At 70.1% G+C, this 13724-nt stretch carries 12 protein-coding genes; 7 read left to right on the plus strand and 5 right to left on the minus strand.

All coding sequences use genetic code 11. The features are described from left to right. The first annotated feature begins 73 nt into the window (after positions 1 to 73). Positions 74 to 604, plus strand: coding sequence for a gamma carbonic anhydrase family protein (locus ACFYW7_RS29525; protein WP_389507823.1), 531 nt, complete (start codon positions 74 to 76; stop codon positions 602 to 604). 34 nt (positions 605 to 638) lie between these two features. Here the strand turns inward: ACFYW7_RS29525 and ACFYW7_RS29530 are convergent, their stop codons facing one another. Both ACFYW7_RS29530 and ACFYW7_RS29535 read right to left on the minus strand, forming a co-directional pair. Beyond that, positions 639 to 1289 carry a DedA family protein gene (locus tag ACFYW7_RS29530; RefSeq protein WP_389507825.1) on the minus strand — a complete coding sequence of 217 codons (651 nt, stop codon included), beginning with the start codon at positions 1287 to 1289 and terminating at the stop codon, positions 639 to 641. A 179-nt stretch (positions 1290 to 1468) separates the two neighbouring features. Further along, positions 1469 to 2569: an NAD-dependent epimerase/dehydratase family protein gene (locus ACFYW7_RS29535; protein WP_389507827.1), complete on the minus strand. Its 1101-nt coding sequence runs from the start codon at positions 2567 to 2569 to the stop codon at positions 1469 to 1471. A gap of 410 nt (positions 2570 to 2979) precedes the next feature. Here ACFYW7_RS29535 and ACFYW7_RS29540 point away from each other — a divergent pair, with 410 nt between their 5' ends. Then, complete coding sequence (locus tag ACFYW7_RS29540; RefSeq protein ID WP_389507830.1) at positions 2980 to 3390, plus strand: PaaI family thioesterase; 411 nt, start codon at positions 2980 to 2982, stop codon at positions 3388 to 3390. 186 nt (positions 3391 to 3576) lie between these two features. On the opposite strand, the gene ACFYW7_RS29545 is transcribed toward ACFYW7_RS29540, so the two are convergent. After that, positions 3577 to 4389 carry a hypothetical protein gene (locus ACFYW7_RS29545; protein ID WP_389507833.1) on the minus strand — a complete coding sequence of 271 codons (813 nt, stop codon included), beginning with the start codon at positions 4387 to 4389 and terminating at the stop codon, positions 3577 to 3579. A 184-nt stretch (positions 4390 to 4573) separates the two neighbouring features. Beyond that, a complete protein-coding gene (locus ACFYW7_RS29550; protein WP_389507835.1) occupies positions 4574 to 5026 on the minus strand; it encodes a DUF4442 domain-containing protein in 453 nt (150 codons plus the stop codon). Between the two features lie 237 nt (positions 5027 to 5263). Here ACFYW7_RS29550 and ACFYW7_RS29555 point away from each other — a divergent pair, with 237 nt between their 5' ends. Together ACFYW7_RS29555 and ACFYW7_RS29560 are read left to right on the plus strand one after the other, a co-directional pair. Then, the gene (locus tag ACFYW7_RS29555; protein WP_389507837.1) at positions 5264 to 6313 is read left to right on the plus strand and encodes a hypothetical protein; all 1050 of its coding nucleotides are present in this window, start codon (positions 5264 to 5266) and stop codon (positions 6311 to 6313) included. A gap of 174 nt (positions 6314 to 6487) precedes the next feature. Further along, positions 6488 to 7813, plus strand: coding sequence for an MFS transporter (locus ACFYW7_RS29560; protein WP_389507839.1), 1326 nt, complete (start codon positions 6488 to 6490; stop codon positions 7811 to 7813). A gap of 308 nt (positions 7814 to 8121) precedes the next feature. Here the strand turns inward: ACFYW7_RS29560 and ACFYW7_RS29565 are convergent, their stop codons facing one another. Then, entirely contained in the window at positions 8122 to 9366 is a 1245-nt protein-coding gene (locus tag ACFYW7_RS29565) for an ROK family transcriptional regulator (protein WP_389507841.1), read from the minus strand. 216 nt (positions 9367 to 9582) lie between these two features. On the opposite strand from ACFYW7_RS29565, the gene mmsA reads away from it, so the two are divergent. The 3 genes from mmsA (at position 9583) to ACFYW7_RS29580 (ending at position 13621) form a co-directional block, all read left to right on the plus strand. Further along, the gene (gene mmsA / locus ACFYW7_RS29570; RefSeq protein ID WP_389507843.1) at positions 9583 to 11130 is read left to right on the plus strand and encodes a multiple monosaccharide ABC transporter ATP-binding protein; all 1548 of its coding nucleotides are present in this window, start codon (positions 9583 to 9585) and stop codon (positions 11128 to 11130) included. Beyond that, on the plus strand, positions 11127 to 12431 hold the full coding sequence (mmsB, locus tag ACFYW7_RS29575; protein WP_389507845.1) for a multiple monosaccharide ABC transporter permease: 1305 nt from the start codon (positions 11127 to 11129) through the stop codon (positions 12429 to 12431). The genes mmsA and mmsB overlap by 4 nt, the downstream gene beginning before the upstream one ends. 80 nt (positions 12432 to 12511) lie before the next feature. Beyond that, the gene (locus ACFYW7_RS29580; RefSeq protein ID WP_389507848.1) at positions 12512 to 13621 is read left to right on the plus strand and encodes a substrate-binding domain-containing protein; all 1110 of its coding nucleotides are present in this window, start codon (positions 12512 to 12514) and stop codon (positions 13619 to 13621) included. Positions 13622 to 13724: the final 103 nt, after the last annotated feature.

The raw sequence follows: 13724 nt of genomic DNA on the forward strand, positions 1-13724 counted from the left end.
GGGGCCGACGCGATGGCATACGGTGCCGTGTGACCGGCGGGACCAGCCAACGAGACGACGAGACGGTGAAGCGGTGACGACTCAGCAGGCGCTGATCAAGGGGATCGGCGGCAAGGATCCGCAGGTGGACCGGGAGGCGTTCGCGGCGCCCACCTCGGTGGTCATCGGAGACGTCACGCTGCACGCGGGCGCGAGCGTCTGGTACGGCGCGGTGCTGCGCGCGGACGGCGGCCCGATCGTCATCGGCGCGGGCAGCAACGTGCAGGACAACTGCACGCTGCACGTGGACCCCGGTTTTCCCCTCAGCGTCGGGGAACGGGTGTCGATCGGCCACAACGCCGTCGTGCACGGCGCGACCGTCGAGGACGACTGCCTGATCGGCATGGGTGCCACCGTGCTCAACGGCGCCGTGATCGGGGCCGGCTCCCTGGTGGCCGCGCAGGCCCTGGTGCCCCAGGGGATGCGGGTCCCGCCGGGCTCACTCGTCGCGGGGGTCCCCGCCAAGGTCAAGCGTCCGCTGACGGACGAGGAGCGTGAGGGCATCTCGCTGAACGGGGTCTTCTACGGGGAGCTGGCGAAGGCGCACCGCGAGATCCACGAGTAGGACCGCTCCGCCCGGCGACCGGGACGCGGCCGCGCTACTCCGCGGCGGGGACGGGCTCCGGCTCCGCCGCACCCGGTTCCGCCGCGGCGTTCTTCGCCTTGCGGCGCACGATCAGCATCGAGGCGAGACCGATGAGCACCGCCGCGACCAGGCCGAGCCACGAGAAGCGCTTCAGCCAGGACTCGGCGACGACACCGACGTAGTAGATGACCGCGGTGGTGCCGCCGGCCCAGACGATGCCACCGAGCACGTTGGCGATCAGGAACTTCCAGTACGGCATCTTCAGGACACCGGCGAGCGGGCCCGCGAAGATCCGCAGCAGGGCGATGAAGCGTCCGAAGAAGACGGCCCACATGCCCCACTTCTGGAAGGAACGCTCGGCCGTGGCGACATGGCCCTCGCTGAAGTGCCGGGGGAACTTCCCGCCGAGCCAGGCGAGCATCGGGCGTCCGCCCTTACGGCCGATGGCGTATCCGATGGAGTCACCGACGATCGCCCCGACCGTCGCGCACGCGCCGACCATGACCGGGTTGATCCCCTCGTGCTGCGAGGAGAGCAGCGCCGCCGAGACCAGGACGATCTCGCCGGGCAGCGGGATGCCCAGGCTCTCCAGGCCGATGACCAGGCCCACGATCGCGTAGACACTGATCGCGGGTACCGTCTCTAGCCAGTCCTGGACGTGCAACGCCGGTGCCTTCCGTTTGGCTGTACGTGACCGGGGCGACCGCGTTTCGCGTGATCACCGGGGCGTGTTTCCCCGGGGCGCCCGCCGGGAAGCCTACCTGGTCGCTGTGAACGGCCGTCCGGACGTGAGGCCCGTCCGGTCGGACTCCGTGCGGCGTCGGCGTTCCGGGGCCCGCGCGATCAGGACGCGCCCGGACGGAGCACGGGCGCCCTCTCCTTCCCCTCGGCGGCGCCTCGCTGCCGCCGCCAGGTCTCGTAGTGATCGAGGAGCGTCTCCTCGATGGGCCGATAGGTGATCCCCAGTTCCCGCACGCTGCGGCTGTTGTCCACCCGGAACCGGATGCCGAGGTGCTTGCGGATGTAGTCCTGGGTCAGCCCGAACGCCGGCCCCAGGACGCGGACCGGCCAGTGCGGGAGCGCCGTGCGGGGCAGCCGCAGGCCGCGGGGGTAGCGGCTCCGGATGACGCGTGCCATGTCGTGGAAGGAGGTCATCGTCTCGGCCGCGACGATGTACCGGCCCCGCGCGTCCGGACGCTCCGCCGCCGCGATGTGCGCGTCGGCCACCTCGCGGACGTCCGCCGTGGTGAAGCTGAAGTCGGGCGCCCCGTAGAAGAAGTACCCCTTGAACAGCTCCTCCAGCAGGAACAGACTGCCGGACTCCGACGCGCGGGTGAGGGACGGCCCCAGGACCAGGCCGGGGTTGACGGACACCAGGCGCCAGCGGTCCTGGGCCGCCTCCGCCGACCACGCCGCGCGCTCCGCGAGGGTCTTCGCGTAGTGGTACGGGTTGTTCTCGACGGTGCTGGTGGTGTTGAAGTACTTCTCCGACAGGACACCGCCGTCCATGCTCCGGACGTCGATGTAGTCACCGAAGACCGCGCCGACCGTGGAGGTCAGGACGACCTTCTCGACCGTCGCCGTCCGGTCGACCGCGGCCAGCACGTTGCGCGTGCCGAGCAGGGCCGGGTCGACCATGTCCCGGCGGCCGTCCTTGATCCTCTCCGGCATCAGGAACGGTGACGCCACGTGGAAGACCACGCCGCAGCCGTTCATCGCCGCGTCGAAGGACCCCTCGGCCAGCAGGTCCGCCTCGAACAGCTCCAGCCGTCCGGGAAAGGCGTCCCGCAGCTCCGTCAGTGGCCGCACCTTCTCCGCGCTCGCCGTTCCGCGCACGGTGGTGTGGACGGTGTGGCCCCGCTCCAGCAGCCGCCGGACCAGATGGCTCCCGACGAAGCCGCTCCCACCGGTCACCAGGACCGCCGTCCGCCCTCGTACGCCCACGCTCGCACTCCTCGTTCACGGTCCCCGGCCGCACGGCCGTGCCCTTGGGCGGTGCGCCCGCAGCACCCAAGGGCCAGGGTCCGGCACGAACGCTCCGAAGGGAACAGGTGTGCGCCCCTCCCGCGCGGGTCCGCGGAGGGCGGGTGGCCGGGGACCGGGTGGCCGCCGGGCGAAGTCCGCGAGGAAGTCCCGTACAGGCAGGGCCCGGTCGACGACGCCGGTGTCACCCCACAGGTCATCCGCTCCGCGCACGTCCGGCGGTGCGTCGCGGCCGTGCGCCACGCCCCCGCGGAGTACGGCCGGATCGCCCACACGCCTCCCCTTCCTGGAACTCCTCACCCGTTCAAGGGAGTTGAAGGAACGGAACGGACCATCGGGTCCTGCACCCGTCCTCCCCCAAGGAGCCCTTCGTGACCGTCACCGCCGAAGACATCTACGCCATGGCCCCCTACGCCAGGACCCTCGGCGTACGTTTCACCGCCCTGTCGTCCGAGGGCGTGCACGCCGAGCTCGACCTCGTGCCCGAACTGTCCACCGTGGGCGGCGGGTTGCACGGCGGGGCGCTGATGGGCGTGGCCGACGTCGCCTCGGCGGTGTGCGCCGCGCTGAACGGCCCCGCGGGCGCCGTTCCCGCGACCACCACCTCCACCTCCACCACGCATTTCCTGCGTCCCGTACGCGAGGGGACCGCGTACGCGAAGGCCCGGGTACTGCGGGTGGGACGCGACACGGCGGTCGTGGAGTGCGACATCGAGGACGGCGAGCGGCGGCTCTGCGCCCGGATCACGCAGACGGTCGCCATAAGAGCACCGCGCGGCTGACCGAGGCCGGAGCGGGGCCCCGGGTGCGCGGATCACGGACAGGGCGACGGAGACGGCGTCGGGGACACGGCCCTGCGCGATGAGGGTGGCGACGTACTCGACCTGGGTGGCGGTGGCGCGGGACCGGTCACGCGGCCTCGAGGCTCGTACCGCCGCCGAAACAGGTCCCGCCCTCCTCCGGTTCCCTCATGCCCTCAGCGGAGAGCCGGTGGCGTAGTTGGCGATCACGATTCCGTCGGGGGACTGGTCGTCGACCGCCAGGATCCAGGTGACGCCGCGTCCGTCGTCCACGGCTTCGCGGGTGGTGCGGTCCCACCTGGGCAGGACGTGCTCGTTCAGGTAGGCGGCGAACTGCCGGGCCACTTCATCGACGTTGTCGCGAGTCGTCTTCACTCCGAGGATGTGTCGGGCGAAGCCGTGGAAGGCCGAGCCCCCTACTTTCATCGTCGTGTACTCGGCCAGCGCCTCGCGACGCCAAGCGGCGCCCCCGCTCCCCCCGTAGGAGATGCGAGACAGGACGCCGGAGCGATATTGCGCCCAGGTTCGCTCCCTGTGCCGGGTGCAGTACCGAAGGATCAGACCGCGGTCCGGGCTGAGCATCAAGCCGTAGCTGTCCCGAGGCAGGAGGATGCGCCAGTACCCACCGCCGTCGATCTCGGTGGGTGCGTCGGAGGTGATGAGGTCTTCCAGGAGCGAGCGAATCTGGACGACGGCCACGTTCGGGGAGACGGTGTGGTGGGCGCTGTAGTCGTTGACGACCCGGGGATGGATCTCGATCTCGTACGCCTCGTCCGGCTCGAGCCCAAGGAGACCGGGCCTCCACGGACCAGCTCCCCACTGCCAGCGCGCCCTCTTCCCGGGCCCGCTGTTCGGAGTCCGGGCGGTGTAGCCGTCACAACCGCCGCACCAGCCGTCGCCCCGAGCGGTGCGGGTGGTGCACGGGGTGCCGTCGGCGTTGAAACGAGTGCAGCCACGCTTGGGTGGTGCGGGTGCAGGCATCGGCTCCCCCTCTTCGGCCACGCTTTCCGGCAGCCCCATAAGGGAATTTGTACGCGACTCCCTGAAGCGACCAAGGTTGCTTCAGGGAGTTGAGAGACAACGCTCCACATGCCGGCGGGCCTGAAAGATCTCCCTGGCGGTCCCGTGCGCGAGCGAGGGAGCGGCGTCGGTCCGGCGTGAGCCGTCAGCCGTTCGGGCGGAGCGTCCAGATCACGGTCATCTCGCCGGTGACGGCGCCGTCGGCACGCTGGATCGCGATGGCGACGGGGAACTCGGGGCGCCGGCCGGCGTCGAGTTCCGCGACGACGTCGGCAGCGGGCCGGCCGAGCGTCGCGGTGGCCGTGACGGGGCCCATCGCGAGCTTCTTGTAAGAGATCTCGGCGCTGACCGCGAGCGGCACGGCACGGTCGAGCTGGTCCCCGAAGGCGGCGAGGACGATCGCCCCGCTCGCCGACTCCCCCAGCGTGAACATGGCGCCGGCGTGCGGTCCGCCGACGTGGTTGTGGAAGTCGCCCTGGTCCGGAAGCGCCACGACGGCCTTCTCCGGGGTGGTCTCCACGAAGTCGAGGTTGAGGGTCCGGGCCATCGGCACGGTCGCGGCGAGCATCTCGCCGATCGTCATCTGGTCTGCGCTCATGCCGCGATGTTACCCATGGGTAGCAATGCTTGGCCAGCCCCCGCCCTCCGCCGTCGAACCGGTCGACGGCGCGGGCCGGACCGCAGCGGCCACCCGCCCGACGAGACGCTCCGGGCGCCCTCGCGGCGCCCCCACGGCCGCACGTTCCGGGATCAAAGGGGCAACCGGCCTGACAGCAGGGCCTTTTCGGGTACCGCCGTGGCACTCGGGTCACGGGCACCTCTATCGTTGTCGGCCATGTGGCCAGGACAGCAGCCGCCCGGGGGCGAGCAGAACCCGCAGGACCAGAACCCGTACCAGCAGCCGGGGTACCAGCAGCCGAATCCGTACCAGCAGCCCGGCTACCAGCAGCCGGGGTACCAGCAGCCGGGCCCGTACGGACCGCAGCCGGGACAGCAGCCTGGACAGCAGCCGTGGGCGACCCCGACGGATCCCCTGGGCGCGCCCCAGGCACCCGGCGGCGGTGGCGGCGGCAACAAGACGAAGATCACCGCGATCGTCGCGGCCTCGGCCGTCGTGATCGCCGCCGCGGTGACCGGGTTCCTCGTCCTGGGCGGTGGCGACAAGGACGACGACGCGGGCGGCGACCCGTCCAAGTCCCCGAAGGCGTCCGCCGCCACCTCGCCGAGCGCGAGCGGCACCGGGAGCGACGACAACCCGCGCGGCGGCGACGCCGAGAAGGCCACGATCGCCGGCTGGAAGGTCGTGGTGAACCCGAAGTGGGGCACCGCCTTCGACGTACCGGCCGACTGGAAGGTCGAGACGCCCGGCACCTTCATCGGCTTCGAGGACGACAAGAAGGGCGACGGCTCCGCGCTCATCGGCATGTCGGCGCCCGCGTACCTCAAGGAGAAGTGGTGCACGTCCGACGACGACAAGGACGGCTACACGAGCGACACGTCGTTGGCCGCGGCGGGCACCAAGGGCCAGAGCGGCGCCAAGAACACCGGTGACGTGGCCCGCAACGACTCCGCGTGGTGGGTCTTCGGCGGCTACACCGACCAGAAGGACGCCTCGAAGAAGCTGCTGAAGATCGGCAAGCCCAAGGCGTACACCACGGCCTCGGGCATCGAGGGAAGCGTCGCGACGACGTACTCCTCGGGCGTCGCCAAGAAGGGCAAGTGCGACTCCGACGGGAAGGCGACCACCTTCGCCTTCAAGAACTCGTCGGGTGACTTCGTGTCCTGGACGCTCTACGGCGCCAAGGGCGTCTCCGAGGAGGTTCCGGACGCGACCGTCCAGAAGATCCTCAGTACCGTACGGCTGCACGGCGAGCCGACGGGCTGATTCTCCCGGACCTGGACACACGGGCTCCGGACCTGACGTAGCGGGCTCCGGACCTGGCCGCACGGGCTTCCGGGCCCGGCGGGCGGGATCGCCGCAGCCGGCCGGGAACGGCGTGCGGCCGGTGCGAGTGCAACGGGTTTGGCAAGTCGGGCACCGGGCGGCGATAGTCTCCCGGTGACCTCAGCCTCCGGCCTCGCCCGACCCTCCCGCCGCCCCTCCTGGGCGGGCCGGAACTACACCCTCCTGACCGCCGCCGCGGTCGTCACCAACCTGGGCAGCCAGGGAGCCCTCATCGCGGCCGCGTTCGCGGTGCTCGACTCGGGCGGCGACGGCGGCGACGTGGGTCTGGTGGCCGCGGCCCGGACCCTGCCGCTGGTGCTGTTCCTGCTGATCGGCGGGGCGGTCGCGGACCGGCTGCCGCGGCACCGGGTGATGGTCGCGGCCAACGCCCTCAATTGTGTGTCGCAGGCGGCGTTCGCCGTCCTGGTCCTCTCCGGCGAGGCACAGCTGTGGCAGATGATGCTGCTGTCGGCGCTCGGCGGTACCGGGCAGGCGTTCTTCAACCCGGCCGCCGAGGGCATGCTGATGTCCTCCGTGCGCGGCGAACAGGCGAGCCGCGCGTTCGCGATGTTCCGGATGGCGATGCAGGGCGCGGGCCTCGGCGGCGCGGCCCTCGGCGGCGTTCTGGTGGCCGTGATCGGACCGGGCTGGGTGCTCGCCGTGGACGCGGTGGCGTTCGCGGCCGCCGGCGCGCTGCGTTCCTTCCTCGACGTGAGCCACATACCGCCGCGTGAGCCGGGCGGCGGCCTGCTCGCCGATCTGCGCGACGGCTGGCGCGAGTTCGTCGGGCGGCCCTGGCTGTGGACGATCGTCGCGCAGTTCTCCGTGGTGGTCGCGGTCGTCGGAGCCGCCGACGCGGTCTACGGCCCGCTGGTCGCCCGGGACAGCCTCGGCGGTGCGGGACCCTGGGGCCTCGCGCTCGGCGCGTTCGGCGCCGGGACCGTCGGCGGCGCGCTGCTGATGACGCGCTGGAAGCCGCGTCGCCTGCTGCTCGCGGGCACCCTGTGCGTCTTCCCGCTCGCGGCGCCCGCCGCCGCGCTCGCGGTCCCCGTCCCGGTGGTGCCCCTGTACGCCGTGATGTTCGTCAGCGGTCTGGCGATCGAGGTGTTCGGCGTGTCCTGGATGACGGCGCTGCACCAGGAGATCCCCGAGGAGAAGCTCTCGCGGGTGTCGGCGTACGACTGGTTCGGCTCGATCGCGATGGTCCCGCTGGCCACGGCGCTGGCGGGCCCGGCGGAGCAGGTCTTCGGCCGTACGCCCGCGCTGTGGGGCTGCGCGACGCTGGTCGTGGTGGTCACGGCGGCGGTCCTGTGCGTCCCGGACGTCAGGAACCTGACCCGGCGGACCGTACCGGTGGCGCAGGGCACCCCGGCGTCCGACCCCGGGCGAGCGCCGGCCGCCTCTGAGGGATCCGTCGGCTCCGCCGGACACCTGGGCTGACGCCCCCCTCACCGGCCACCGGGGCGGCTGCCCCACCACCCGACTCGAACGTGACGACCGCGGCCCTCATCTCACCGCGCCTCGCCCGGGGGCTCTCCACGGTGCCGGGCGGGCCCGCCTCCACGGCGCCCGGGGGCGTCCGACCGCGCCCGGCAGGCATGCGGCCGCCCTCGACGACCGAGCCGACCCGGCGCTCCCGGGGCCCGGCAACCCCAGCGCCCAGCGGCCCCGGTGACCCCCGGCACCCCTGGCAGTCCCAGCGACCCCGGCGGTCCTGACACCCGGCAAGCCGCCATCGCCCCCGCCCCTCAGTGGGACAGCAGCGAGGACAGCTGCGGGGAGTACGTCGCGTGCAGGACCAGCGCCGCGCTGCCCACGACGGCGGCGTCCGCGCCCAGCGGGGACGCCGCGACCTGGACCGTACGGATGTGGCGGGCCAGCGGTCTGCCAGCCAGGGCCGAGGCGACGATGTCGACGTAGCGCGACTCCACGTGGTGGATGCCGTTGCCGCCCAGGATGATCAGGTCCACATCGATGAAGTTGGCGATGCTGACCGCGAGCGAGGCGACGTGTCCCGCGGCCTGGTCGATGACCGCCGCCGCCACGGGGTCGCCCGCCCCCGCCGCCGAGCGGATCGCGGCATGGTCCACGGAGGCCGGATCCCGGTCGAACATTTGCGACAGCGCACTGCTTCCGCCGGTACCGGCGGCGAGTCGGCGGTGCGTCTCGGTGACGATCGCGGAGGGATTGACCAGCCCTTCCAGGCACCCCCGGTTGCCGCAGTAGCACTCCGGACCGTCGGGCAGCACGGACGAATGGCCGAACTCGCCGGCGTTGAACGAGCCACCTCTGTACACCTGGTGATTGAGGATCAGGCCGCCGCCGATGCCGGTGCCCAGGTAGAAATAGGCGAAGTTCGCGACGCCCTTGCCCACTCCTGACCAGCGCTCACCGATGGCCGCGGCGGTGGCGTCGTTGTCGAGCGTCACCGGCAGGCGGGTGGCCTTGCTCAACATCCTTTGCAGGGGCACTCGCGTCCAGTGCGCGAGCTGGGGCGGATTGACGATCACGCCGAGCTCCTGGTCGATCGGCCCCGGCGTGGCGAGCCCCAGCCCCAGCACCTTCTCGCGCGGCACCTTCGCCTCGTCGAGCACATCGGCGACCAGCTCGGCCATGGCCGACACGACGTGCGACGGGTCGGTGCCGGGCGGCGTGGGCCGCCGGATGACGACCAGCGGCCGGCCCAGCAGGTCGACCACGGCACAGGTGAGTTCGACCGGGTCCAGCACCAGCCCGACGGCACATCCCGCGTCGGCGTTGATCCGCAGAGTGGTGCGGGGCTTGCCGCCACTGGCGACCCGGCTCGCTCCGTCCTCGCGCACGATCCCCTCGTCCAGCAGCCGGCGCACGATGCCGGAGACCGTCTGCGGGGTGAGACCGGTCCGCTGAGCGATCTCGACCCGGCTGATGCCGTCCGTGAGTTGGATCTGGTCCAGGACCACCGCTCGGTTGTAGCGCCCGACCTTGGGGAGATTTGTCCCTGCTTGCCGCACGAATCGTCCTCTCTTGTGCCAGCTCGACGACGATACCGCCGCCTGGGCGTTGACTTAGTAAAACAAATGGATTTAAAGTCCGGCCGCAGACGAACACGCAGTACCTGGAGACACGAGCGGTGTCATCGGAGGCAAGTTGATGTCCACGAAACGTCGTATCCCGCAACGCCCGGAACCGTGTGCTCAGCGCGGCCTCCGCGGCGTGGGGCTCCGCTGATGAGCCGCCCCGAGGTCTTGCTGGAGATGCGATCGATCACCAAGTCGTTCCCGGGTGTGAAGGCACTCGCGGACGTCAGCCTGGTGGTGAAGCAGGGCGAGATCCACGCGATCTGCGGCGAGAACGGCGCCGGCAAATCCACCTTGATGAAGGTGCTGAGCGGTGTCCACGCGCACGGCAGTTACACCGGCGACATCGTGTACAAGGGCGAGAACGTCCAGTTCCACGACATCCGGGCCAGCGAGCAGGCCGGCATCGTCATCATCCACCAGGAACTGGCGCTGGTCCCGAACATGTCGATCACCGAGAACGTCTTTCTCGGCAACGAGCCGCGCAGGCGCGGCTCGATCGACTGGAAGACCGCGCAGCGCCGGGCCCTGGAGCTGATGGAGCTCGTCGGACTCCAGGAGGACCCGGACACGCTGATCAAGGACATCGGCGTCGGCAAGCAGCAACTCGTCGAGATAGCCAAGGCGTTCGCCAAGGACGTCAAGCTGCTCATCCTCGACGAACCGACCGCGGCGCTGAACGAGGCCGACTCGCAGCATCTGCTGGAGCTGCTGCGCGGCTTCCGGGAGCGGGGGATCACCTCGATCATGATCTCCCACAAGCTGAACGAGATCGAGGCGGTCGCCGACACCATCACCATCCTGCGGGACGGCCGGACGATCGAGAGCCTGGACGTCGAGGCCGACGGCGTCAACGAGGACCGCATCGTGCGTGGCATGGTGGGCCGCGAGCTGAGCAGCCGGTTCCCCGACCACACGCCCGACATCGGCGAGGTGTTCTTCGAGGTCCGCGACTGGACGGTACGGCACCCGAGTTCCGAGGACCGGCTCGTGTGCAAGGGGTCCGACTTCACCGTCCGGCGCGGTGAGATCGTCGGCTTCGCCGGACTCATGGGCGCGGGGCGCACCGAACTCGCGATGAGCCTGTTCGGCCGCTCCTACGGCCACTTCCTCTCCGGCCGGGTCTTCAAGGACGGCAGCGAGATCCAGCTGAAGTCGGTGGCGGACGCCATCGGGCACGGTCTCGCCTACGTCAGCGAGGACCGCAAGTCGATCGGCCTCAACCTGCTGGACGACATCAAGACCTCGATGGTGGCCGCCAAGCTGTCGAAGATCGCCCGGCGCCGGGTCGTCGATCCGGTGCGCGAGCACCACGTCGCCGAGGAGTACCGCAAGAGTCTGAAGATCAAGACTCCCAGCGTCGACGAGGGGGTCGTGAAGCTCTCCGGCGGCAACCAGCAGAAGGTCGTCCTCGCGAAGTGGATGTTCACCGACCCCGACCTGCTGATCCTCGACGAGCCGACCCGCGGCATCGACGTGGGCGCCAAGTACGAGATCTACGGGATCATCCAGCGGCTCGTCGGCCAGGGCAAGGGCGTCATCGTCATCTCCTCGGAGCTGCCCGAGCTCATCGGACTGTGCGACCGCATCTACACCGTGTTCGAAGGTGCCATCACCGGTGAGGTGACGCGGCGCGACGCGAACCCCGAACTCCTCATGAAGAAGATGACCTCACTCACGAAGACAGCGACCACATGAGCCGCATATCAGAGCTGCAGAAGAACCTCTTCGGAGGTACGACCTCCAACGCCCGCCAGTTCGGCATGATCTCCACGCTCGTGGCGATCGTCGTGCTGTTCCAGATCTGGACGGGAGGGCTGACCCTGACCTCCGGCAACCTCATCGCCGTGGTCAGCCAGTACTCGTACATCCTGATCCTCGCCATCGGCATGCTGATGGTGATCGTCGCCGGCCACATCGACCTCTCGGTCGGCTCGGTCGCCGCGTTCACCGGCATCGTGGTCGCCAAGGCGATGCAGGAGTACTCGCTCCCCTGGCCCGTGGGCATCCTGCTCGGGCTGCTCGTCGGCGCGGCGATCGGCGCCTGGCAGGGCTTCTGGGTGGCCTACGTGGGGGTGCCCGCGTTCATCGTCACGCTGGCCGGAATGCTGTTGTTCCGCGGCGGCAACCAGTACATCGGCAACGCCGACACGGTTCCGGTGCCCGGCGGCTTCCGTGACATCGGCGCCGGATTCCTTCCGGAGGTCGGGCCGGAGACCGGGTACAACAACCTGACCCTGCTGCTCGGCCTCGCCGCCTGCCTCGGTGTGGCCTGGCGGGAGTGGAAGGCGCGCCAGACCCGGCGCGAGATGAACGCCGACGCCGCGCCGCTGTGGGTGGCGGGGATACGGATGGCCGTGATGGTGGGCATCATCGTCTTCGCGACGCTGAGGTTCGCCGGCGGCCGCGTCGGGACCAGCCTGCCGATCTCCGGCATCATCCTGATCGTCCTGGTGCTCGTGTACTCGTACTACACCCGCAACACCATCGGCGGCCGGCACATCTACGCCGTCGGAGGCAACTCCCGTGCGGCCGAGCTGTCCGGTGTGAAGCTCAAGCGGGTCAACTTCCTCGTCATGATGAACATGTCCGTGCTCGCCGCGCTGGCCGGCATGATCTTCGTGGCCCGGTCCGCCGCCTCCGGCCCGCAGGACGGCCTGAGCTGGGAACTCGACGCCATCGCGGCCGTCTTCATCGGCGGCGCGGCGGTCTCCGGCGGCCTCGGGACCATCAGCGGCTCGATCGTCGGCGGTCTCGTCATGGCCCTGCTCAACAACGGGCTCCAGCTCGAGGGCGTCGGCTCCGACATGGTCCAGATCATCAAGGGCCTGGTCCTCCTGCTCGCCGTCGCGTTCGACGTCTACAGCAAGAAGCAGGGCCGGTTCTCGATCATCGGGACGCTTTCACGCCCGTTCCAGCGGGACGAGGCGAAGGGCCCGGCCGATCCGCCGAAGCCGGTCTCGGACACCGACACCGACAAGGCACCGGTCGCAGGCTGAACGCCGAGTCGTCACCGATCACGCCGTCTCCCACGGCGTCCCACTCACCCCGCACCACCGTAAGAAAGGCTCGATCCACCATGCGCAGAGGCATCATCAGAGGCATCGCCGCCGTCGGCGCCGTCGCACTCCTCGGCCTGGGCACCGCGTGCTCCAACGAGCGCGAGGGCTCCTCCTCCGACAAGGGCGACGAGGCCAAGGGCTTCGCGAAGAACTCCCTCGTCGGGGTCGCGCTGCCCGCGAAGACCTCGGAGAACTGGGTGCTCGCCGGTGACCTGTTCACCAGCGGTCTCAAGGAGGCCGGCTTCAAGGCCGACGTGCAGTACGCGGGTGCCTCGACCACCGTCGCGGACCAGCAGGCGCAGATCTCCTCCATGGTCACCAAGGGTGCCAAGGTGATCGTCATCGGCGCGACCGACGCCGCGCAGCTCTCCACCCAGGTCGCCCAGGCGAAGGAGGCGGGCGCCACGGTCATCGCCTACGACCGCCTCATCACCAACACCAAGGACGTCGACTACTACATCGCGTTCGACAACTTCAAGGTCGGCCAGCTGCAGGGCCAGGCCCTGATCGACGGCATGAAGGCGAAGAAGCCGAAGGGCCCCTGGAAGATCGAGCTGTTCTCCGGCTCGCCGGACGACAACAACTCCAAGGTGTTCTTCGACGGCGCGATGGAGGTCCTGAAGCCCCTCATCGACAAGGGCGACATCGTTGTCGGCTCGGGCCAGACGGAGATCAAGCAGACCGCGACCCAGGGCTGGAAGGCGGAGAACGCCCAGCAGCGCATGGACTCCCTGCTGACCTCGACGTACAGCGGCAGCAAGAAGCTCGACGGTGTCCTGTCGCCGAACGACACCCTCGCCCGCGCGATCATCACCTCGGTCAAGGGCGCCGGCAAGACGGTCCCGGTCGTCACGGGTCAGGACTCCGAGGCCGAGTCGGTCAAGTCCATCATGGCCGGTATCCAGTACTCGACCATCAACAAGGACACCCGCAAGCTCGTCGCCGAGACCGTCAACATGGTCAAGGCGATCCAGAAGGGCGACAAGCCGCAGATCAACGACACCAAGTCGTACGACAACGGCTCCAAGGTCGTTCCCTCGTACCTCCTCCCGCCGGTCATCGTGACCAAGGAGAACGCGGCCGAGGCGTACGCCAACGACCCGAAGCTGTCGCAGCTCACCAAGTAGGCACAGACCCCGAGCGCCGCTGTCCCGACCCGTACCTGACCGGGTCGGGACGGCGGCGCTCGGCCGTTCCCCGGCGCGGCGAGGAGGCACCGACGTGCGGACG

This window comes from Streptomyces sp. NPDC002580 (assembly GCF_042889485.1).
Lineage (GTDB): Bacteria > Actinomycetota > Actinomycetes > Streptomycetales > Streptomycetaceae > Streptomyces.

Coding starts and splice junctions, on each gene's coding strand:
- ACFYW7_RS29545 (WP_389507833.1), bottom strand. CDS start 4,389: ATGCCTGCACCCGCACCACCCAAGCGTGGCTGCACTCGTTTCAACGCC.
- ACFYW7_RS29550 (WP_389507835.1), bottom strand. CDS start 5,026: ATGAGCGCAGACCAGATGACGATCGGCGAGATGCTCGCCGCGACCGTG.
- ACFYW7_RS29555 (WP_389507837.1), top strand. CDS start 5,264: ATGTGGCCAGGACAGCAGCCGCCCGGGGGCGAGCAGAACCCGCAGGAC.
- mmsA (WP_389507843.1), top strand. CDS start 9,583: ATGAGCCGCCCCGAGGTCTTGCTGGAGATGCGATCGATCACCAAGTCG.
- mmsB (WP_389507845.1), top strand. CDS start 11,127: ATGAGCCGCATATCAGAGCTGCAGAAGAACCTCTTCGGAGGTACGACC.
- ACFYW7_RS29580 (WP_389507848.1), top strand. CDS start 12,512: ATGCGCAGAGGCATCATCAGAGGCATCGCCGCCGTCGGCGCCGTCGCA.